The organism is Polluticoccus soli (assembly GCF_029269745.1).
Classification (GTDB): Bacteria; Bacteroidota; Bacteroidia; order Chitinophagales; family Chitinophagaceae; genus Polluticoccus; species Polluticoccus soli.
The window spans coordinates 984267-1003841 of the sequence record NZ_JARJHT010000002.1 but is presented as its reverse complement, the minus strand read 5'-3'; the positions used below and the strand labels follow the sequence as shown (position 1 = coordinate 1003841).

The following is a 19575-nucleotide window of genomic DNA, read 5'->3' as shown; positions in this document are numbered from 1 at the left end:
TATGGAGCGCTTAGGTAAGTCGGTCGTTATCATTGGTGCAATTATCGTGTTGGCCGGAGTTGTCATCTGGCTCTTTGGAGATAAGTTGCGTTTCCTCGGTCGCTTGCCTGGTGATATTCGCATTGAGCGCGAGCATTTCAAAGTATTCATTCCCATCACCACCATGATATTGGTGAGTGTCGTATTGTCTTTGATACTTTGGCTGATCCAACGTTTCAAAGGCTAGGCGCGAACGTCGAGTACATCCCGTAAGGCATTTCCCAAAATATTGAAAGCATACACCAGCAGCATAATAGCAATGCCCGGTATGATAGCCAGCAACGGCCTATTAGTAAGCAGGAAGTTGTAGTGTTCTTTGATCATTAATCCCCACGACGGCATAGGTGGCTGTACGCCGATACCCAGGAAACTCAAACCTGCTTCTATCAATATTGCTGTAGCAAAATTGCTGGCGGCGATTACCATGATCGGTCCGGCAATGTTTGGCAGTATGTGTCTGAAAATGATCCTGGCATCGCCCAGTCCGAGGGCTTTTGCCGCAGTGATGTACTCCATCTCGCGTATCACCAATACTTGTCCTCTTATCAGTCTCGCCGCGCTCACCCACATCGTAAGTCCGATAGCAATAAATATTTCCCAGAAGCCTTTGCCGATCGTTAGTGTAATAGCAAATACCAGTAGTAGGGTAGGTATAGCCCACAGAATATTGATCACCCACATCACCGTATTATCGATGATGCCACCAAAATACCCGGCTACGGAACCGAGTATGATGCCGATAGTTATCGATAACAGCACAGCCACGAAGCCAACGGCCAGGCTGACTCTCGAGCCCACAATTACGCGCGACAAAATATCCCTTCCATACCTGTCGGTTCCGAGATAGAATGTCCGTTTAACGATCTGGTGTTTCTCCAAATATTGTCGTTGCTCCTTGATGCTTTTTGTCTTCTCCCCCGTCGGAAGCAATTGCTGGAGAGCGAAGGTCATGGTGTCTTGTAACCCTTCGTCTATGTAGTGTTTTATATAAAGTTTGTCACCGTTGAAGTGATAACCATTCAACGGTATCGCATTGTAGTCCGATGGTGTTCCGGATAGCCACTCAGTTCCTTTGTTCGTCCTCTGTTGTGTTATTGTTTTTGGAACTAGCAAAAGTTGTTTAGAGAAACCGGGTTCTCTTGCGCCAAGCTCAATGATCATTCGGTTGGCATTGGGAGTATTGTCCGGAGCCAGCAGGTAAGCAAATAAAGCGATCATTGCCGTTAGTAATATGATACTAATAGCAATGATCGCTGAAGGTTTTTTCAGCAGTTTTTGCAGTATGGTATCATTTGTATCACGGCTGGACATTTCCTGATTTCAATCCATGTTCACTTACAAGGTACACCAGTGCGGTCAAAGTAACTGCGCCCAGTTTTAACTCTCTGTGGTTCACTGCTTCAAACACGTCGTTGGGTGTATGATGCAAGTCAAAATAGCGTTGGGGATCCGGCACAAGCCCTGCAGCAGGCACGCCCTGCTTGCGTAGGGGCGAAATATCTGCGCCACCATGCTCTTGGGTAAAATCATAAACACCGTACGGAAGGAAAAGGTTGCGATAGGCTTTTATCTGCTCCCTTTCGCTTTCACCCATGTCCAGCGATATACCTCTTGGCGAAAATCCACCTGCATCCGTTTCTATAGCCAGTATATGTCTTTCATTTCTAGCTTTGGCCGAGTCTCCGTAGGCAAGTCCGCCTTTAAGACCGTTTTCTTCATTCATGAATAATACGGCACGGACGGTGCGCTTTGGTCTTATACCAAGTGCTTTCAGGGCGCGTATCACTTCTATCGATTGAACACAGCCGGCACCATCATCGTGTGCGCCTTCGCCCACATCCCATGAGTCGAGATGACCACCGACCAACACGATGCTCTCTGGATATTCCGAACCTGTTATTTCTCCAATGACGTTGTAAGACCTTACCGTGCCTTCCATCCTGCATTCAGATTGCATGAACGCGGTAGCATTGCCTTCTTTCATTTTTTTCTCGAGCATGTCAGCGCTGGTATTGCCGATGGCCATAGCTGGTATCGGCTTTACAGTATCTGCATATCGCATAGAGCCGGTGTGTGGTGCATCGTCCAGCCCGGTAGATACAGAGCGAATGATGGTACCGACAGCTCCTTTCGCTGCGGCCATGTTTGGCGCAGTCCAGCGGTACTTACCGCAGTCGCCATATCCATCAAACGTATTGATGATATCCTGGCGGAAGCGGTAATTGAAGAATACGATGCTCCCTTTCACTTTTTCTGCAGGCAACGCATTGAACTCGTCTATGCTATTCACCATAATCAGTGGCGCAGAAAGAATCTTGCCATCGGTGCCGACCGTATTGCCTATCGACAGCACAGGCACTTCGACTATTTTTTTATCCTTGCCAAACTGAAATTTCAGGCTTTCTTTTCCCCTTATCCAATAAGGCACATCTACCGGCTGCAGCCATACTTTATCGGCTCCTGCAACAGTCAGTGCATTTTGCCCCCATTCAACAGCCTTTGCTGCTGCCGGAGTGCCGCTCAGTCTATGACCTATTTGCTTGCACAACACACGCAGGTTATTGTAGCAGGCGCCCCGAAGCATGATCTCGTCCGACATTGTCTTGAGGGTGAGAGAATCATTCGCAAAGCTGCCCGTAGCCGAAATGGATAGAAGGGAACAGAGAAGTAGCTTTTTCATTCCGTAAAAATAACAAAGCATACAAAAGCAACGAATACTCTTGTCGATACAATATTTCGCAAATTCTCCTTACATTTAAGGCTGAAAACCTCCCTTATGAAAAAACTCTTTACAATTTTTTCACTCATGTTTACCTCAGTACTCCTCACCGAATGTACCCCTAAGAAAACTGCTTCAGGCGAAATCTCGCCGGAACAAAAAGTAGCCGATGTAAAAAAGAACTATACCGAAGCTCAATTGGAAGAAGGCAAAGTTCTGTGGCAGAACAATTGTGGCAAGTGTCACAAGCTGTTTGAGCCCGAATCACGTTCTGTTGACAAATGGGAAAAGATCCTGCCTAACATGTCGATGCGTGCAAAACTCAATGATCAGCAAGCAGCCCTGGTTCGTGCGTACATTCTCTCGCACGCCAAACTCAGCTAGGCAACTCGTTAATACTTAATGCTGAACCGGTCATTACCAAAGCTTATTGTTTTTGTAATGACCGGTATCTTGTTTATACGGATATTTGCTAAATGAAAATTGGCATTGTTTGTTATCCAACATTTGGCGGTAGCGGTGTCTTGGCTACCGAGCTTGGAATGGCGCTATCTGAGAAAGGACATGAGATACACTTTATAGCCTACCAGCAACCGGTCAGGCTTAATTTTCACCCTAATATTTATTATCACGAAGTAGCGGTGCCGCCGTACCCGCTTTTTGAATACCCGCCGTACGAGACGGCCTTGTCGAGCACCATGGTAAATGTGATCATGAACAATCAACTCGATCTGTTGCATGTTCACTACGCAATACCGCATGCCTCGGCTGCATATTTTGCCCGCCAGATACTCAAAAAAGAAGGTCGTTGTATTCCGTACATAACCACGCTGCACGGCACGGATATTACCCTCGTCGGTAAAGATCCTACCTATGCACCGGTGGTAACGTTTTCCATAAATGAATCAGATGCAATTACTGCGGTATCGCAGAACCTGAGAGACGAGACGTTTAAGTCATTCAAGATCGAGAAGGATATTCTTGTTATTCCCAACTTTGTTGATACCAGCCGTTTCCATCAAACAGATAAGAACCATTTCAAGCTGATGCTGGCTCCCAATGGCGAGCGTATCCTGGCACACGTATCCAACTTCCGTAAGGTGAAAAGGGTAGAGGACGTAATAAAGGTGTTTGAAAGAGTGCATGCCGAGATACCGTCGAAACTGCTAATGATAGGCGATGGTCCCGAACGTCAACATGCTGAGGACATAGCCCGCCACTTGCCTTTTGCCCAGGATATCCGTTTTATAGGCAAGCAGGAACAAATGGACGAGATACTTAGCATCACCGATCTCTTCATATTGCCATCGCAATATGAGAGCTTTGGTCTGTCGGCGCTTGAGGCTATGGCTTGCAGAGTGCCGGTTATTTCATCCAATGCCGGTGGTATACCTGAGATCAACATTCACGGTAAAACAGGCTTCCTGAGTGATGTAGGCGACGTAGACGACATGGCGAAAAACGCTCTTTACATTCTCCGTGACGATGCAACTCTCGAACAATTCAAAGAGGCTGCCATTCAACATGCCCGCAGTTTTGAAAAAGGAAGTATCATTCCTTTGTATGAAACACTGTATGAAGAAGTGATCGAAGCTTATAAAAGCAAAGTGCAACCTGCATAAAATAAGAAAGCCGTGATCTTCATCGCGGCTTTCTTATTTATTATTTCAATTAGCTTACATCAGCAGTTTGAAGGGCTTCCCAGTACTCAGCCGCCCTCCTGGTGTGTGGTATCACAATGGTACCGCCTACAATATTTGCCACAGCAAATATCTCGTACATCTCCTCGGTGGTAATGCCTTGTTCATAGCTCTTACCAAGATGATACTTGATACAGTCGTCGCAACGTAATACCATGCTGGCAACGAGTCCCAGCATTTCCTTGGTTTTTACCGATAGCGCACCTTCTGCGTAGGTATTAGTATCGAGGTTGAACAGCCTGTTGATGACTTTATTTTGCTTGCCAAGAATGACCTCATTCATTTTGGCCCTGTAATCATTAAACTCTTTTACCGGATCCTGCATCTTTTAGTTTTTCACCATTACACCAACTGCTTCAATGCGCAGTTCTTGTTTTGGAGTATTTATCCTTGCTATTTCTGCTTCGCTTGCACCTGCGTCTTCAGCCAGGTGACGCTGCTCGTCTACAGATACTTCTTTTTTGATCGCTTTGCCGGTAACGATAGCAGCCCTGCCCGAAAGGTCTTTAGGCACAACGAAAGCATGATCTTTGAACTTTACAAATACGTCTTCACCTTCCGCGTTCTTTAGTTTCACCCAGCAACCTTCAGCCTGGCAAACCTGCGAAATGCGGCCTTCAAGTTTGATGTTGTCCAATTCCGTTTTATCGGTCATGGCTTTGTTGAGTGAACGCATAGTATGAACGTTCTCGATCTTGAATTCCTGGCCGTATTTAGCCCAGTTATTTTGAGCGAATGTTGTGTTGGCGCCGGCAAAAAGGGTTACAGCGGCGATAAAGAGTAGTTTTTTCATTGGTCGGTATTTACTCAAAAATACAAACCTTTTTCGAGGAATTCACCTACATAACCATTAATACCAGCCTGTAAAGATTGGAATGGCCGGTCATATCCCGCAGCACGTAGTTTGCTCATATCGGCCTCCGTGAAGTACTGGTATTTGTCGCGAATATCGGCTGGAGTGTCGATATATTCAATGTTCACGGGTATTGAAAGGGTATCGAATATTGCAGTGACCAGCGATTTAAAGGTCTCGGCCTTACCTGTACCCGCGTTATACAGGCCGCTTGCAGGCATTTTTTCCATCAGCCATAGGCATATAGAAACGATATCTATCACATAGATGAAATCTCTCATCTGTTCGCCGTCCCTATATTCCGGGTTATGCGATCGAAAGAGTTTAACCTTTCCGTTGTTCTTGATCTGGCGGTAGGCATGGAAGATCACCGAAGCCATGCGGCCTTTATGGTATTCGTTGGGACCGTAAACGTTGAAAAACTTAAGACCGACCCAAAATGGGGGAGTTTCTTTCTGAGAAAGCGCCCAAATGTCAAATTCATTCTTTGAGCGACCGTAAGGATTGAGTGGCGCCAGCTGTTCGACGATCTCGTGGCTGTCCTTATAACCAAATTCACCATTCCCATAGGTGGCGGCCGAAGAGGCATATACCAGCGGAATGTTTTGCTCAATACAAAGCTGCCAAACCTTTTTGGAGTAGTCAAGGTTTAGCCGTTTATGGACCTCATAGTCCATTTCAGTAGTATCCGTCCTGGCACCAAGGTGGAAGATATGCTGTATGGCATTGCCATTGGCCCATGCAAAAAAATCATCGCGGTTCACTTGCTCACGATAAGTTTTTCCTTCGAGGTTCTTTGCCTTAGCGGGATTGGAAAAGTCGTCAACCAGCACCAGGTTCTGAAAACCTAATCGGTTAAGATGACCAACGAGATAGCTGCCAATAAAACCGGCCGCGCCGGTTATGGCTATGGTATCCGTCGTACGCATTAATTCAGACTATTAATGGCCTTCTGCGTGGTGTGTTGTGTCAGCAGCGGCGCCGTGTTCTGCTTCAGTATGACCCGCTGCAGGTGTAGCTTCCGTTTCGATAGTGTGGCTGGTGCCAGCTTCATGAGCCGGTGCAGCATGTTCTGTTGCATGTTCAGTGCTATGCTCGCTGCCATGTCCACCTTCATCATCATGACCCATTACGTTAACGAAGTTAACAGCAGCAATGAACAGGCCCGCCAGGATACAAACGAAAAAGAACGCTGATCTGAAAGAAGTTGTTGATTGGGTTTTATCAGAAACTTCGTGGTGGCCATGTGTATCGTGATGTGTATCGTGTGCCATGTATAATTATACTTTTTTTAAATTAACAGACGCAAAAGTAATAGTTTACGGCGATTTCTCTAAACCTTTCCCTAAGAATGTCATTTTGAATGAAATAGTAATGGGAATGGAGGCTAGCCGAGCTCTTTTCGCTCTACGATCGCCCCTTATACTGACAAGAAAACAGCTTTTTCCCTATCTTCATACAGATGCAGGAAATACTGGATAAGATCATTGCCTATACCGATGCCGCACATCACGAGCAAATGCGTAGATATACCCCTGAGCGGTACATTGTGCATCCAGTCCGGGTCATGAACACTTGCCGGGCGTATACGGCCGATCTTACAGTTCTTGCAGCCGCGATTCTGCACGATGTGTTGGAAGATACCCCGGTGACACCTGTTGAGCTACTTCAATTCCTGAATACAGTCATGACGCCCGCAGAGGCTGAGCGCACTCTGGCCCTGGTCGTGGAGTTGACTGATGTGTATGTCAGGGATAAATATCCCGGTATGAGTCGCAGGGAGCGCAAAGCAAAAGAGCAGGATAGGATGTCGGCCACTAGTGCAGATGCGCAAACCATAAAATATGCAGATATCATGGATAACTGTGCAGAGATCGTCAATCACGATGCTCATTTTGCCCCGATGTTTTTGCAGGAATGCAGGCAACTGCTGAACAGGATGAACCACGGCAACCAGGACTTGTTTCATCGTGCGATGGCCGTGGTCGAGAGGGGGTTGGCTATGGTCGATGATCAGGGGCCTCAATAAATCAAATCACCTGTATTGTTTATCCTGAGCAGGAAGATATTGGGCTCACCCTTTTTTTCGCCATAACTTTTTGTATTCCCTATCAGTAGCAACCCGTCGTTATCAGCAATAATGTTAAAGGCCCTATCCTCATTACTGCCTCCTATCGTTTTTTGCCACAGTTTATTGCCAAATGCGTCAAGTTTTACCAGCAAAATATCTGTTGAGGCGACGGAACCGTTATCTTGTATCGATCCGGCAATGATCATGCTTCCATCGTCATGCAGGTGTATAGCCGATGCCTGCAACTGACTGCCATTTTCACTCAATTCCTTTTCCCAAACCTTGTTGCCATCACCATTAAGCTTTAGGACGGAGATGGCATCCAGGCCGCCCGCATGTGCAGTTCCAATTGTAATTATTTCGCCGTTCGGTTGGACTTCGGATGTAATGCCAACCGATGTTTCTGTCGCTGGTGGAATACGTTCCCATAACTTATCACCGTTGCTTTTGGTTTTCAGCAAATAAGTGCCTTGAGCATAACCGTCCGGCACGGACGAACCGGTGAGCAAAATATCGCCAGACTTAGCAACCGATACATCATAGCAAGCTGTAAGCGCCGTATAGTTTTTTTCCCATACCGCGGTTCCATCTTTTTGGATATTGCCGAGATATACGTCGACTGTTCTTCTGGTTGAGTCTTTATAACTGCTGCCTGCCAACACTATATGGTTATCAGCTGTGGTGGCAAGTTGGCGTGCGATAGTAATAGCTGAACCTCCATAATAGTTTTTCCAGGTCTTTTGCCCGTTAGCATTCGTTGCGATAACAAAACTGCTCTTATTGTCACCACCGGCGATCGCATACCCACCTTGTGGCAGTTCGGCTATGCAGGTTATCTCTGCTCCCGGATCTACAAAGAACGTTCGTTGCCATATTATAGAACCCCTGCTCGTAAGCTTGACAAGTTGTGCCTTCGTGTCGCTCATGCCACAGATCACAATGTTATTGTCGCTTGTCTTGATGGCGGTATTGCCGCTAAAAGCCAACGTGCCGGGCAAGGTGTAAAATCCCGAGTCATAGGTGGTCTGTACCTGGGGCGCATTAACATCTTCCTTTTTGCACGAAGTGATCAATAGAAAACCGGCGGCCACGACAAGTAATTTCTTCATGTATATCCGTATAGCTGTGAACGGTTATAAATATAATGTAAAACCGATCGCGAAGTACGCCTTTATTGCTGCCTGGGTTTAACTTCCCTTGAGTTTGCTGTATACTACAGTATCGTAAAAATCTCCACGGAAATGATAGTTTTCTTTGAAATGTGCTTCCTGCACAAAGCCTTTTTTTTCCAGCAAGCCTCTTGAGGCCGTATTTCTTGGATCAACTTGTCCTTCCACACTGTGCAATTTCATATGCTCAAACCCGTACTGCATCACAGCCTGTATCGCTTCTGTCAAATAGCCCTTGCGCCAGTAGTCCGGATGGAGCATATAGCCGATTTCTGCGCGGTGGTGCGGACGGTCTATTCTCCACAAGCCAATTGTACCCATAAGCGTAGGCTCGTCGTGCCGGGTGATCACCCAGCTGATGGCTTCATTGGTGTGATGGTCGTTTTGTACGCGCTCTATCATTTTAGCCACCTCATCTTTGGTCTGGCGTTCTTTTTTGATATAGCGCATAGCATCGTCATTGTTGCGAAGTGCATGCAATGCATCAACATCCGACTGGCTCATTGCCCGCAACAGCAAACGTTCTGTGGATAGTAGAGGAAACGGGGTTAGTTGTAACTCCAGCATGTGTCAGCAAATTATAGATAACAAATATAGCCGCATTATTCTACCAGTACCTTTGTTTCCTGCAGTGTGGTCTCGCCTTGCTTTAGCCTGATATAATAATTGCCCGCAGGTACATTGCTCGATTCAAATTGCACCGTGAATCGGTGTCCTGCCTTGCCAAATGTACGGTTGCTGAACACTTCCTGTATCATTTTACCCTGCTGGTCAAAAACGCCTAGTGTTAGCTTTGCTGGTTCCTCCAGTATTTGTTCGAACTTGGCGTATATCTTGAGTGCTTTAGGGGAGTATACTGGCTGACCTGCCGCTTCATTCACCGCTCTGTCAATATAATATTCAGGTTTGGGCTTTCCGGTAATCGAAACCAGGTATTCAATTAATTTTGCCGATTGCTGATCTCGTGCAGGATCGTATACTTCACTCAGCGAATGACCGTTGGTTATCACCCACACAGCGTCTTGTCCCAACTGGTCAAACAAAACATTCTTCTTGATATAGGCCAGCAACTTTACCAAGGTGTCATTTTCTTTGTGCGAGTACGAATAGACGATGTCTTTTTGCGGTGCGTTTTTGGGGGCGTCAGCACAGAACGTTTGTACATCCAACTGCCCGTCTTTGAATGGCTGCAGCGTGATCATTTCATCTCCGGCGCACACCAGCGGCTGAAACGCAGCATCAGCCGGTTTAAATACGACGCCCTGGTTTACTTTCAACTGTATGGTCGAACCACTTTTGTTTACCAGTTTTACTCTTAACCCCCGCGCTTTATAGCTCTGACCGGTGGCAATGGCTTCGGCCTGCACCATGTGCACTTTAACAGCCTCGCTCAGGTCCATTTTTACGATGTTGGCCCACACAGGTGAAACGGCTGTGAAGCACAGTAAAACGAGCATTAGTTTTTTCATACGAATAACTAAGATACTGATACTAGCTTTAAACTTATCCTAAAGCTCATCAATATTCCCACGTCAGCAATTTGGGGAAGCTCGTTTTTCGCGATTATTCATTGCAATTTTTAGCGGGTTCATACTCAGTTTAATGTTCAAAAAATGGCTGAAAGGGGTATAGTTTTTTTGCAATAAAGGCAAATCAAAAGGACTGCTATGAGATTGCAACTATTTTTTGCCGGCGTATTGCTGGTTGCTGCTCCTCCTGTTTGCGCTGCCCAAAACAGCCAGAAAACAAAGGTGAAAGCAAAAGGAGACGGCACCGTAAAGCTAAAGACACAGGACTCGAAAGTGAAATACAATAATACAGCTCCGCCTGCCTGGGCGGAGGCGCATGGTTATGAGAATAATGGTCATGTCTACTTTCCGGACTACTATCTTTTCTACGATCCTGCCCGTGGCTATACCTATTGGGATGGATCTGTATGGACCACGTCTACAACGGTTCCGACTTATATGTCAACTGTTGATCTTAATGCAGCGAGGGTGGAAATGCTTCACGACGCCCGTCTTAATGAACACCCCGAACTGAAATACGATACCTATATAAGACAATATCCTGCGCAGCCTGTAAGCATTACAGTGCAGGTGCCTCCAATGAGATAAGAGTAGCGGATGAAGTGGGTTGTGAATAAGGCGGAACTTCTGTTCCGCCTTTGTGTATTTAGATATTCAACATTCGCTTCAGTTTCTGCGATATGCTGTCGGCATAGTACTCAGGGCCTTCGATATGGGCATGCCCGATCTCGTAGAATTGCTTGGGTTGATTAGCCTGTTCGTATAGCTTCTTACCCATAAAGAACGGTATCACCTTATCCTCAGTGCTGTGGATCACCAGCACGGGCTTATGAAACCGCGATAGTGCCTCCATAGCGCTGTATTGCTCATTTACTAATGCTCGTCCTAAAACCGGCATGCGGGCGGCTGCAATGTCTTTGTGAGATGAAAAAGCGCCCTCTATAATTAGTCCGTCTACCAGTTGCTCGTTGTCTGCGGCTACCACCGCGGCCAGGTGGCCGCCCAACGATTGGCCATAAACAACCAGCTTGCCGTCTTTTACTCCGGGAAGCGCTGAAAGCCAACGCAGTGCAGTATTCGCATCTTTACGCACATTGCTGCGTGTGGCGCTGCCACCAGAAAAGCCAAATCCGCTATAGTCTATTATCAATACCTGGTATTGCTGTTGCACGAGAGGCAGCACAGAGCTGATGTGACTCAGAATGTTGCCCGCATTGCCATGAAGAAATAATATGGTTGCAAGAGGCTTACTATTCACCGGTTTTACAAACCAGCTATATATATCGTTGCCGCTGCTGCTTTTAATGAAATTACTCTGTATTGTGAAGCCGGTCTTTTTGGGTTGATCCCGACCATCTTTCAACTCGGGCAGCAGGTTATTGCCACTGAAATAGACAACCGTCGTATCGCCGGTAACCGGGTTGGTCATGCGCAGCTTTTTCACCGCTGGGGGTAGTGGCTGCGGTTGCAGGTATACCTTATTGAAATTGCAGGCTGTACAGCTAATAGCCACTGCCAGTACGAGTAAATAACAGCGCATATCCACCAGTTTATACTTCCAAATTAATACATTTGAAGAGCTAAAACCAATGCTATGGCAAAGACCAAGACCAAGACCGCATGGACGGCAGAGAGCGTTGAAGACTTTATCAATGCAGTACCAGACGAGAGAAAGCGTGCTGACAGTTTCCGTATCCTCGATATGATGGAGCAGGCCACAGGTCACAAAGCCGAAATGTGGGGACCAACTATCATTGGTTTTGGTAAATACCACTATAAGTATGACAGTGGGCATGAGGGCGATGCGCCAAGAGTAGCGTTTTCTCCGCGTAAAGACGCTCTGACGCTTTACTTGATGCCGGACGCCAACAAGCGCGAGGCCTTATTGGCGCGTCTTGGTAAACATAAATCAAGTAAAGGCTGTGTATACATCAAACGCCTGGAAGACGTCGACGAGAAAGTGCTGAAGGAAATGATACACGAATCGCTGAGTCACCTACAGGACTTGTATCCCGCTGAGTAATTCCGGATCTTCAGTTACGTCTGCTTTGAATTTTTTTTGCCATTTTACCGGTTCTATTGCCGTTTCTTCGGTTTCGTCATCAAAATAAATCCATCGGTTACAAGCTTCTGACATTTGTTTGAGCTGGTCAATATCCTGTTGTGAGATGACGTCATTCCCAAATGTACATGGGCCGTTTTGAAGCGCGTTCCAGAGCACATACTCCAGGTTGCCCATCCAGCTGGCGTCGTAGCAGCGCTCAGAGATCTTGCTCATCGCGATGGCCAGTTTTTGTTCTCCGGGATTGAGATCTTCCAGCATGTATCAGTTTTTAAGAATATCCTAAGATACAAAAAATGATGGCATGCAATAGTGGTATATTATCATCTTTATTTTTCCATCGGATTTCAAAGTTCTCTAAGCAGCACCCAACTCAGGTCGACCGTAATACTGCTCGTATGGTTTCAGTTGCATGATTAAAATCTTTAAATTTTATTACGTATAAAAGTCTATTTATTGTTATTTTGTAGTATATTTGTATTGGTTGTTGGGTGGTTTAGAAACTGTAAAATCTTGATTCTATGGCGTTAAATGTTAATGTGTTTCGTTCGCTGTTCAATATTGATTTGGCAGCATTCAGGTCGCTTCCTCAAAATCGACAACAAACGACAACAAATGCCGGCTGTTTTGATGGCGTTCATGCAAAAAGTCTACAGGAACCTACAATGAATAAGCGGATAGTTTAATATGTAAGGTTATGAACTAATCAACTATTCGGCCAAACAGGCTTATCTTAGCGCCCATGCAAAAAATACTGGTAGCCAACAGGGGAGAAATAGCTATGCGTGTAATGCGTACGGCAAGGGATATGGGTATTAAAACAGTAGCCGTTTTTTCAGAAGCCGACAGGAATATGCCATTCGTCCGTTATGCTGACGAAGCGGTGTGTATTGGTCCGGCTCTGTCTGCCCAATCTTACCTGCGTGGCGAGAAGATAATAGAAGTTGCCAAGAAACTGGGAGCGGATGCTATCCACCCTGGATATGGTTTCCTTAGTGAAAATGCTGGCTTTTCGAAGGCTGTTTCTGATGCAGGCCTGATCTTCATTGGTCCTTCTGGCTATTCTATAGAGATGATGGGTAGCAAGATTGCTGCTAAGCAGGCGGCTAAAAAGTTTAATGTGCCCATGGTGCCTGGAACTGAAGATCCGATCAAGGATCTGGCTGAAGCTAAATCTATTGCTGCACGTATTGGTTTTCCCATCCTTATCAAAGCATCTGCCGGTGGCGGTGGTAAGGGTATGCGCGTGGTAAACAGCGAGGACGAACTGGAACAACAAATGCAGACCGCAAAAAGCGAAGCGCTGAGTGCCTTTGGCGACGATGCGGTGTTTATTGAAAAATATGTAGGCGCTCCACGCCACATCGAGATACAGCTAATTGGCGACCAGCATGGTAACTATGCATACCTGTTTGAGCGCGAGTGTTCTATACAGCGCCGTCACCAGAAACTGATCGAAGAAGCGCCATCCAGCTGCCTGACACCTGATATCAGGAAGGCTATGGGCGAATGCGCTGTAGCAGTGGCCCGTTCATGCAACTATTATGGTGCAGGTACTGTAGAATTTCTGGTAGATGAGAACCTGAATTTCTACTTTCTGGAAATGAATACCCGCCTTCAGGTAGAACATTGCGTGACTGAAATGATCACTGGTATCGACCTGGTAAAAGAGCAGATCAATGTTGCGCGCGGCAACAAACTGTCGTTTGCGCAGGAGGACCTGAAAATAAGCGGTCACTCGTTAGAGCTACGTGTTTGTGCCGAAGATCCAATGAACAACTTCCTGCCCGATACCGGAAAGCTGGAAATGTACCAACCACCGAAAGGTCCCGGTGTACGTGTGGACGATGGTTATGAGCAGGGACAGGATATTCCTATATTCTACGATCCGATGATCGCCAAACTGGTAGTGCATGGTGCAAACAGGGATGAAGCAATTGAACGACTTTGCCGCGCTATCGACGAGTATTATATACAAGGCATTCAGACCACGCTGGGCTTTGGTAAATGGGCCGTACAGCACGAAGCGTTCCGTTCTGGTAACTTTGATACCAAGTTCATTGACAAATACTTTAAACCTGAACTCCTGATGGAAGAAGATCCGGAGCGTGAAGAAGTAGCGGCTTTATTGTCGGCAGTCATCTGGGAGCAGGAACGCAAGCCTAAAAGTGCAATTAGTTCTACAAACGGCTCAGCTACCGGTTGGAAGCTCCGTCGTAAGTAGGTTTGTAACTGCAAGTTATTCAGTGATTTGCGAAGTTCTTTGTATAGGAAAAATGCCTTGGTAGCTTTGGTAGCATAATTGCATGGTGTGTACCAAAACTACCGGGTATGAAAGCGAAAATACTGGGCCTGCTGCTGATGTTGGGTATGTGGGTTGGTTTGGGAGATGTATACGGTCAATCGCATACCAAGCGTTGGAAGAAAAAATGGGAAAAAACATTTGGCACGCCACGCAATCCGAAACCGCCTCCGGTTCCGAAAGGTTTTCCGCAGCCGCCAGCCCCTCCAAGGGCACCAGCGCCGCGTAAAGCACCGTCACCGCCGGCTCCGCCTCCGAAACCTCCAACACCGCCGGCACCACCAAAGCCTCCGGCTCCGCCGGTGCCGCGCTAGGGCAATAAGACAAAAAGAAAAAGAGCAGTTAACCACTGCTCTTTTTCTTTATTGTTCGATGGCTTTTGCCAGCTCAGTGCTTTCTGGTTTTGTCTTCGAGTAGTAGACGCCTATTAGCTCGCCTTTCTCGTTGATCAGGTATTTCTGGAAGTTCCAGCGTACACTGCTGCTCTCAAATCCGTTGTTCTCCTTGCGGGTCAGCCAGCAGTATATGGGGGCTGTGTCATCGCCTTTCACGGAGATTTTGGCGGCCATAGGGAAAGAGACGCCGTAGTTCTTTTTGCAGAAGGTGGCGATCTCCTGATTAGAGCCAGGTTCCTGCCTGCCAAAGTCGTTGGTTGGGAAGCCCACGATCACCAGTTTGCCTTTATACTTCTCAGACAGCTTTTGCAAGCCTTCATATTGGGGAGTATAACCGCACTCAGAGGCAGTATTAACGATCAGTATCTTCTTGCCTTTGAAAGCTGAGAAGTCGATTGTGCCGCCTTCCAGGGCCTCTACTTTGAAATCGTAGATGCTTCCGTTTGGTGCATTGTTATCGGGCGTAGGTGCAAAGAAGAAGAATTTGAAGAATAGAAGAATGGTCAGTAGCATATATGTATCTGTTAAAACCTGTGAAAATTGATACAAACCTAGCACTTTTATCCTTATCACTGTGTGCAAACCCTGTCTGAAATGTTATTTTTGAGCCCGATGAAATCCATCTGTTTCCGCGTTTTTTTGATTTTCATATTGTCTGGGGTTGTAGCGGGTTGTGCTAACATAGTACCACCCAGCGGAGGCAAGAAGGATACAACCCCTCCTAAACTGGCGTCCATATCGCCAGCTGATTCGCAACTTGAAAGGCGAGTGACGAAGATAGAGATGCGTTTCAACGAGTTCATTAACGTGAATAATGCTTCTACCGAAGTTCAGGTATCGCCGTTGCTCAAGCTGCCAATAAGCGTGACGAACGTAGGCCGAAGGGTGTACGTGGAAATTCCTGACACGCTGCTCAACGACAACACCACATACCGCCTCACCTTTGGTAATGCGATCAGCGATCTGCACGAAGGGAATGTATTTACCAACTATGCATATACATTTAGTACGGGCAGTTATTTCGACTCGCTAAATCTTGATGGCATTGTTTTGAATGCTGCGGCAGGGTTGCCTGACAGTGGTGGAGTTGTAATGTTATACGAAGCTGCGACGTCAGACAGTGTAGTGGTTCGTGAAAAACCAGTGTACGTAGCTCCTGTGCAGGCTGGTGGCCACTTTTCTATCAAGGGACTTCCTCAAAGAGCATTCCGTATCTATGCATTGAACGACGGAAATGGCAACCTGGTGTATGATGGGGGTGAAGAAACAATAGCCTTTCTTGACAGCCTCGTTACACCGATTGACAGTGTAAGTCCTTCAATCGTGCTAAAACGATTTAAAGAAAAACTGGTGGATACGCTCGGCATGGATTCGACTGTTTCCATGGCCTCGGGCAAATTGGCTGCGCGTTCAAGAGGAGCCGAACGTGAAGGTTTTTTCTACAGTGTGGCTGTCGACACCAGCGATGCGCGTAAACGCACCTTCGATATTACAAAGCCATTGTACATCACGTTCAACAAACTGGTCGACAGCATTGTAAAAGGACGTGTCAATTTGACCTTTGATAGTGCTGATATAGCTGTAGAATCAGATTTTACGCTTGGATTTGATACAGTTCGCGAGGAACGCCTCTGGTTGAATACCCACTGGAAGGAAAATACGGTGTACACCCTGCGACTGTTAAAAGGTTTTGCAAAAGATTCTGCAATGACAGATGCCATGCCATCGCGGTACACGTTTAGAACAAAAAGCGATGAAGATTATGCACGGCTGCATATTCACCTTCCATCTAAATACAGAAGCTCTAAGTACGTATTAATGGTCAATAACGAGACCGACACAGTCTACCAGAAGCCCGTGGTCGACACTATGGTGCATTTATCAAGACTTCAACCTGGCAGCTATAAAATGCGTATCATAGTGGACGAGAACGGTAATGGCTTCTGGGATACCGGCGACCTGTTTGAAGAGATACAACCCGAAGAAGTGATACCTTATCACGAAGCTTTGCAACTCAGGCCAGGTTGGGACAATACCATTGATTTTGAACCAGCACCTCCCGCGAAAAGGGCAGGAGCACGGGGTACTAATTCAGGGAAGTCATCACCCCCTAAGCGGGATAAACCATGATCTTGTTCGATTTATATTTAAACGCTTTCTAACAAAACCTGTTTATGAAATATTTATTACTCCCCTTGTTACTGGCTTCAGCTTATTGCCAGGCTCAAAACAAAATGACGCCTGAGCTACTTTGGAGCCTTAAACGTGTAAGTGGTGTCAGCGTTAGTGATGATGGAAGGACGTTATACTTTTCGACTCGCCAGATAGACTGGCAAACTGAAAAGTCGACCAATAAAGAATACGAACTTGACCTGCAAACCGGCAAGCAAAAAGAATGGGCCCTTTCCGGTGGGAAAAGCTATTTCCAACGCGACAAGGAAACCATCTATGCCACAGCAGAGAATAACATATACCGCAGTACAGATAACGGCATGAACTGGTCGCAGGTATACAATGGCCTGAGAGATGCTGATAACATTCGGGTATCACCCAATGGTAAGTACGTAGCCTTCTCGCGCGAAGTACTGCTAAAACCGATGATGGGCACCGACATTTACAACGACCTGCCTAAAACTACAGCACAGGTATATACAGACCTGAACTATCGTCACTGGGATACCTGGGAGGATGGTAAGTTTCAGCACGTGTTCATCTACAGTGCCAAAGACGGTACGATCAAAGACCTCATGTTGAATGAGCCATACGATTCTCCTCAAAAGCCTTTCGGAGGTATAGAAGACTTCGTTTGGTCGCCCGATAGTAAAGGGCTGTTGTACGTGAGCAAGAAAAAATTTGGGAAGGAATACGCGCAAAGCACTAACACGGACCTGTACTACTACAACCTCGAAAGCGGCACAACTACCAATTGGACTGCAAACATGGAGGGCTACGATACGCAACCCCTGTTCAGCCCAGATGGTAAGCGTATTGCCTGGACCAGCATGAGGCGCGATGGCTTTGAGGCTGATAAGAGCGATCTGTTGGTAATGGACCTGGGTAAGGAGCAAGGATACAAGGTGAACATGACCGGTGGTTGGGATGGTACCGTTGAAGGCTTTGCCTGGGATAAATCGGGTAGCGCAATTTACTTTACTGCACCGTGGAAAGGCACACAACAATTGTTTGAAGTGAAGCTTCCTGCCAGCCGTTTAGGTAAAATGTCTCCTGTAATTCGCCAGGTCACTGATGGTAAATTCGATGTAACCGGAATTGTTGGCCAGTCATCGAACAAAGAGCTGGTGATATCACGCACCGATATGAACCATGCAGCTGAGCTGTACACAGTTCAATTAGCCAATGGCGCAATGAAGCAAGTAACGCATGAGAACGATGCAACTTACAATTCTTTGAGTCAAAGCAATACTGAGCTGCGTATGGTTCCAACGTCTGATGGAAAGCAGATGGGTGTGTGGGTGGTATATCCACCGGACTTTAATCCAGCTAAGAAATATCCAACCTTGCTCTATTGCCAGGGTGGCCCTCAGTCCGCATTATCACAGTTTTATAGTTTCCGTTGGAATTTCCAGCTGATGGCTGCACAAGGATATATCGTGGTAGCGCCCAACCGCCGCGGTATGCCAGGTTGGGGTGTAAAATGGAACGAGGATATCAGTAAAGACTGGGGTGGTCAGCCAATGCGCGACTACCTGGCTGCAATAGATGACGTATCGAAGGAAAACTATGTGGACAAAAGTCGCCTTGGTTGCGTAGGCGCCAGCTATGGTGGTTATAGCGTGTTCATGCTGGCTGGCATGCACGATAATAGGTTCAAGTCTTTCATTGCCCACGACGGCCTGTTTGATATGAAAAGCTGGTATGGCACAACAGAGGAACTTTGGTTTGCTAACTGGGACTTAGGTGGCGCATATTGGCGAAAGCCAATACCATCGGGATACGAAAAATTTAATCCAAGCAACTTTGTTGACAAATGGAATGCCCCGATCATGATCGTACAAGGCGGTACTGATTACCGTGTACCGATAGAACAAGGTTTGGAAGCCTTCCAGGCGGCGCAGTTGCGCGGTATTAAGAGCAAATTGCTTTACTTCCCTAACGAGAACCACTGGGTATTGCATGCGCAGAATGGTATTGCCTGGCAGCGCGAGTTCTTTAAATGGCTGGATGAGACATTGAAATAAAATGAATTTCTCTTTTTATAAACGCTGTAACACCATATGTTGCAGCGTTTATTTTATTTTGCTCAAAATCGAAAACGATGCTTAAGAAGGTTCTGATAGTTTTGTTGATACTACTAGTAGCCATTCAATTCATACGTCCTGAGCGAAATCAGTCGAATGCACAAAGCCCCAACGATATCACATCGCACTACGATGTACCTGCCAATATACAGTTGGTGCTTCAGAAAGCCTGCTATGATTGCCACAGTAATAGTACTAAGTATCCATGGTATACAAATATCCAACCTGTTGGCCTCTGGTTGCAGAACCATGTAGATGAAGGTAAGGAACATCTTAACTTTTCAGAGTTTGCCAGCTACAATAAAAAGAAGCAAGCGCATAAGCTGGAGGAAGTTGGCGAAACGGTAGAGGGGGGCGAGATGCCGTTGTCCAGTTATACCATTATACACCATGAGGCTAAGCTTTCAAAAGAAGATAGAGACCTGTTGCTCGCCTGGGCAAAATCATTGCAACAGCAAATAGCAGCACAACAATAGT

The 19575-nt window shown here is 46.4% G+C and carries 23 protein-coding genes; 11 read left to right on the top strand and 12 right to left on the bottom strand.

Annotation, left to right across the window (positions count from 1 at the left end; all coding sequences use genetic code 11):
* The first annotated feature begins 1 nt into the window (after position 1).
* A complete protein-coding gene (locus P2W83_RS15255) occupies positions 2 to 226 on the top strand; it encodes a DUF2905 domain-containing protein (protein ID WP_276134623.1) in 225 nt (74 codons plus the stop codon).
* Here the strand turns inward: P2W83_RS15255 and P2W83_RS15250 are convergent.
* Positions 223 to 1350, bottom strand: a complete 1128-nt coding sequence (locus P2W83_RS15250) for an ABC transporter permease (protein WP_276134622.1) — start codon at positions 1348 to 1350, stop codon at positions 223 to 225. The two genes, P2W83_RS15255 and P2W83_RS15250, sit on opposite strands and share 4 nt — an antisense overlap.
* The gene (locus tag P2W83_RS15245) at positions 1337 to 2719 is read right to left on the bottom strand and encodes a M28 family peptidase (RefSeq protein ID WP_276134621.1); all 1383 of its coding nucleotides are present in this window, start codon (positions 2717 to 2719) and stop codon (positions 1337 to 1339) included. Before P2W83_RS15245 ends, P2W83_RS15250 begins: the two co-directional genes overlap by 14 nt.
* Positions 2720 to 2815: 96 nt before the next feature.
* Here P2W83_RS15245 and P2W83_RS15240 point away from each other — a divergent pair, with 96 nt between their 5' ends.
* Positions 2816 to 3142: a hypothetical protein gene (locus P2W83_RS15240; protein ID WP_276134620.1), complete on the top strand. Its 327-nt coding sequence runs from the start codon at positions 2816 to 2818 to the stop codon at positions 3140 to 3142.
* A 92-nt stretch (positions 3143 to 3234) separates the two neighbouring features.
* Positions 3235 to 4380, top strand: a complete 1146-nt coding sequence (bshA, locus tag P2W83_RS15235; protein WP_276134619.1) for an N-acetyl-alpha-D-glucosaminyl L-malate synthase BshA — start codon at positions 3235 to 3237, stop codon at positions 4378 to 4380.
* Positions 4381 to 4429: 49 nt separating this feature from the next.
* Here bshA and P2W83_RS15230 read toward each other — a convergent pair whose 3' ends face one another.
* The 4 genes from P2W83_RS15230 to P2W83_RS15215 are packed head-to-tail and all read right to left on the bottom strand — an operon-like array spanning position 4430 to position 6585.
* Complete coding sequence (locus P2W83_RS15230) at positions 4430 to 4783, bottom strand: carboxymuconolactone decarboxylase family protein (RefSeq protein ID WP_276134618.1); 354 nt, start codon at positions 4781 to 4783, stop codon at positions 4430 to 4432.
* A 3-nt stretch (positions 4784 to 4786) separates the two neighbouring features.
* Positions 4787 to 5251, bottom strand: a complete 465-nt coding sequence (locus tag P2W83_RS15225) for a DUF4920 domain-containing protein (protein WP_276134617.1) — start codon at positions 5249 to 5251, stop codon at positions 4787 to 4789.
* A 14-nt stretch (positions 5252 to 5265) separates the two neighbouring features.
* Complete coding sequence (gene rfaD / locus P2W83_RS15220; RefSeq protein WP_276134616.1) at positions 5266 to 6240, bottom strand: ADP-glyceromanno-heptose 6-epimerase; 975 nt, start codon at positions 6238 to 6240, stop codon at positions 5266 to 5268.
* A gap of 12 nt (positions 6241 to 6252) precedes the next feature.
* A complete protein-coding gene (locus tag P2W83_RS15215) occupies positions 6253 to 6585 on the bottom strand; it encodes a hypothetical protein (RefSeq protein WP_276134615.1) in 333 nt (110 codons plus the stop codon).
* A gap of 188 nt (positions 6586 to 6773) precedes the next feature.
* On the opposite strand from P2W83_RS15215, the gene P2W83_RS15210 reads away from it, so the two are divergent.
* Positions 6774 to 7340, top strand: coding sequence for an HD domain-containing protein (locus P2W83_RS15210; protein WP_276134614.1), 567 nt, complete (start codon positions 6774 to 6776; stop codon positions 7338 to 7340).
* Here P2W83_RS15210 and P2W83_RS15205 read toward each other — a convergent pair.
* From P2W83_RS15205 to P2W83_RS15195, 3 genes are all read right to left on the bottom strand, one after another.
* A complete protein-coding gene (locus P2W83_RS15205) occupies positions 7334 to 8491 on the bottom strand; it encodes a hypothetical protein (protein WP_276134613.1) in 1158 nt (385 codons plus the stop codon). The two genes, P2W83_RS15210 and P2W83_RS15205, sit on opposite strands and share 7 nt — an antisense overlap.
* 78 nt (positions 8492 to 8569) lie before the next feature.
* Positions 8570 to 9118, bottom strand: a complete 549-nt coding sequence (locus P2W83_RS15200; protein ID WP_276134612.1) for a GNAT family N-acetyltransferase — start codon at positions 9116 to 9118, stop codon at positions 8570 to 8572.
* Between the two features lie 35 nt (positions 9119 to 9153).
* A complete protein-coding gene (locus P2W83_RS15195; protein WP_276134611.1) occupies positions 9154 to 10020 on the bottom strand; it encodes a hypothetical protein in 867 nt (288 codons plus the stop codon).
* A 198-nt stretch (positions 10021 to 10218) separates the two neighbouring features.
* On the opposite strand from P2W83_RS15195, the gene P2W83_RS15190 reads away from it, so the two are divergent.
* Complete coding sequence (locus P2W83_RS15190) at positions 10219 to 10668, top strand: hypothetical protein (protein ID WP_276134610.1); 450 nt, start codon at positions 10219 to 10221, stop codon at positions 10666 to 10668.
* Between the two features lie 58 nt (positions 10669 to 10726).
* Here P2W83_RS15190 and P2W83_RS15185 read toward each other — a convergent pair whose 3' ends face one another.
* Positions 10727 to 11620 carry an alpha/beta hydrolase gene (locus P2W83_RS15185; RefSeq protein WP_276134609.1) on the bottom strand — a complete coding sequence of 298 codons (894 nt, stop codon included), beginning with the start codon at positions 11618 to 11620 and terminating at the stop codon, positions 10727 to 10729.
* Between the two features lie 54 nt (positions 11621 to 11674).
* Here P2W83_RS15185 and P2W83_RS15180 point away from each other — a divergent pair, with 54 nt between their 5' ends.
* Positions 11675 to 12103, top strand: a complete 429-nt coding sequence (locus P2W83_RS15180) for a DUF1801 domain-containing protein (protein ID WP_276134608.1) — start codon at positions 11675 to 11677, stop codon at positions 12101 to 12103.
* Here the strand turns inward: P2W83_RS15180 and P2W83_RS15175 are convergent.
* Positions 12077 to 12403: a hypothetical protein gene (locus P2W83_RS15175; protein WP_276134607.1), complete on the bottom strand. Its 327-nt coding sequence runs from the start codon at positions 12401 to 12403 to the stop codon at positions 12077 to 12079. The two genes, P2W83_RS15180 and P2W83_RS15175, sit on opposite strands and share 27 nt — an antisense overlap.
* Before the next feature lie 481 nt (positions 12404 to 12884).
* On the opposite strand from P2W83_RS15175, the gene accC reads away from it, so the two are divergent.
* Together accC and P2W83_RS15165 are read left to right on the top strand one after the other, a co-directional pair.
* Complete coding sequence (accC, locus tag P2W83_RS15170) at positions 12885 to 14366, top strand: acetyl-CoA carboxylase biotin carboxylase subunit (protein WP_276134606.1); 1482 nt, start codon at positions 12885 to 12887, stop codon at positions 14364 to 14366.
* 107 nt (positions 14367 to 14473) lie between these two features.
* Positions 14474 to 14758 (top strand): hypothetical protein, encoded by a 285-nt coding sequence (locus P2W83_RS15165; RefSeq protein ID WP_276134605.1) that lies wholly within the window; start codon positions 14474 to 14476, stop codon positions 14756 to 14758.
* A 48-nt stretch (positions 14759 to 14806) separates the two neighbouring features.
* Here P2W83_RS15165 and P2W83_RS15160 read toward each other — a convergent pair whose 3' ends face one another.
* Positions 14807 to 15352, bottom strand: coding sequence for a glutathione peroxidase (locus P2W83_RS15160; RefSeq protein WP_276134604.1), 546 nt, complete (start codon positions 15350 to 15352; stop codon positions 14807 to 14809).
* Between the two features lie 99 nt (positions 15353 to 15451).
* Here P2W83_RS15160 and P2W83_RS15155 point away from each other — a divergent pair, with 99 nt between their 5' ends.
* The 3 genes from P2W83_RS15155 (at position 15452) to P2W83_RS15145 (ending at position 19574) form a co-directional block, all read left to right on the top strand.
* On the top strand, positions 15452 to 16969 hold the full coding sequence (locus P2W83_RS15155; protein WP_276134603.1) for an Ig-like domain-containing domain: 1518 nt from the start codon (positions 15452 to 15454) through the stop codon (positions 16967 to 16969).
* 44 nt (positions 16970 to 17013) lie between these two features.
* A complete protein-coding gene (locus tag P2W83_RS15150) occupies positions 17014 to 19038 on the top strand; it encodes a S9 family peptidase (RefSeq protein ID WP_276134602.1) in 2025 nt (674 codons plus the stop codon).
* Between the two features lie 77 nt (positions 19039 to 19115).
* Positions 19116 to 19574: a heme-binding domain-containing protein gene (locus P2W83_RS15145; RefSeq protein WP_276134601.1), complete on the top strand. Its 459-nt coding sequence runs from the start codon at positions 19116 to 19118 to the stop codon at positions 19572 to 19574.
* The last annotated feature ends 1 nt before the right edge of the window (position 19575 follow it).

Excerpts from the sequence above, each read along its gene's own strand:
- bshA (WP_276134619.1), top strand. The coding sequence starts at position 3,235 with ATGAAAATTGGCATTGTTTGTTATCCAACATTTGGCGGTAGCGGTGTC.
- P2W83_RS15150 (WP_276134602.1), top strand. The coding sequence starts at position 17,014 with ATGAAATATTTATTACTCCCCTTGTTACTGGCTTCAGCTTATTGCCAG.
- P2W83_RS15175 (WP_276134607.1), bottom strand. The coding sequence starts at position 12,403 with ATGCTGGAAGATCTCAATCCCGGAGAACAAAAACTGGCCATCGCGATG.
- P2W83_RS15165 (WP_276134605.1), top strand. The coding sequence starts at position 14,474 with ATGAAAGCGAAAATACTGGGCCTGCTGCTGATGTTGGGTATGTGGGTT.
- P2W83_RS15155 (WP_276134603.1), top strand. The coding sequence starts at position 15,452 with ATGAAATCCATCTGTTTCCGCGTTTTTTTGATTTTCATATTGTCTGGG.
- P2W83_RS15180 (WP_276134608.1), top strand. The coding sequence starts at position 11,675 with ATGGCAAAGACCAAGACCAAGACCGCATGGACGGCAGAGAGCGTTGAA.
- P2W83_RS15200 (WP_276134612.1), bottom strand. The coding sequence starts at position 9,118 with ATGCTGGAGTTACAACTAACCCCGTTTCCTCTACTATCCACAGAACGT.
- P2W83_RS15225 (WP_276134617.1), bottom strand. The coding sequence starts at position 5,251 with ATGAAAAAACTACTCTTTATCGCCGCTGTAACCCTTTTTGCCGGCGCC.
- P2W83_RS15185 (WP_276134609.1), bottom strand. The coding sequence starts at position 11,620 with ATGCGCTGTTATTTACTCGTACTGGCAGTGGCTATTAGCTGTACAGCC.
- P2W83_RS15215 (WP_276134615.1), bottom strand. The coding sequence starts at position 6,585 with ATGGCACACGATACACATCACGATACACATGGCCACCACGAAGTTTCT.
- P2W83_RS15145 (WP_276134601.1), top strand. The coding sequence starts at position 19,116 with ATGCTTAAGAAGGTTCTGATAGTTTTGTTGATACTACTAGTAGCCATT.
- P2W83_RS15245 (WP_276134621.1), bottom strand. The coding sequence starts at position 2,719 with ATGAAAAAGCTACTTCTCTGTTCCCTTCTATCCATTTCGGCTACGGGC.
- P2W83_RS15160 (WP_276134604.1), bottom strand. The coding sequence starts at position 15,352 with ATGCTACTGACCATTCTTCTATTCTTCAAATTCTTCTTCTTTGCACCT.
- P2W83_RS15205 (WP_276134613.1), bottom strand. The coding sequence starts at position 8,491 with ATGAAGAAATTACTTGTCGTGGCCGCCGGTTTTCTATTGATCACTTCG.
- P2W83_RS15195 (WP_276134611.1), bottom strand. The coding sequence starts at position 10,020 with ATGAAAAAACTAATGCTCGTTTTACTGTGCTTCACAGCCGTTTCACCT.
- P2W83_RS15210 (WP_276134614.1), top strand. The coding sequence starts at position 6,774 with ATGCAGGAAATACTGGATAAGATCATTGCCTATACCGATGCCGCACAT.
- P2W83_RS15240 (WP_276134620.1), top strand. The coding sequence starts at position 2,816 with ATGAAAAAACTCTTTACAATTTTTTCACTCATGTTTACCTCAGTACTC.
- P2W83_RS15230 (WP_276134618.1), bottom strand. The coding sequence starts at position 4,783 with ATGCAGGATCCGGTAAAAGAGTTTAATGATTACAGGGCCAAAATGAAT.
- rfaD (WP_276134616.1), bottom strand. The coding sequence starts at position 6,240 with ATGCGTACGACGGATACCATAGCCATAACCGGCGCGGCCGGTTTTATT.
- P2W83_RS15250 (WP_276134622.1), bottom strand. The coding sequence starts at position 1,350 with ATGTCCAGCCGTGATACAAATGATACCATACTGCAAAAACTGCTGAAA.
- P2W83_RS15255 (WP_276134623.1), top strand. The coding sequence starts at position 2 with ATGGAGCGCTTAGGTAAGTCGGTCGTTATCATTGGTGCAATTATCGTG.
- accC (WP_276134606.1), top strand. The coding sequence starts at position 12,885 with ATGCAAAAAATACTGGTAGCCAACAGGGGAGAAATAGCTATGCGTGTA.
- P2W83_RS15190 (WP_276134610.1), top strand. The coding sequence starts at position 10,219 with ATGAGATTGCAACTATTTTTTGCCGGCGTATTGCTGGTTGCTGCTCCT.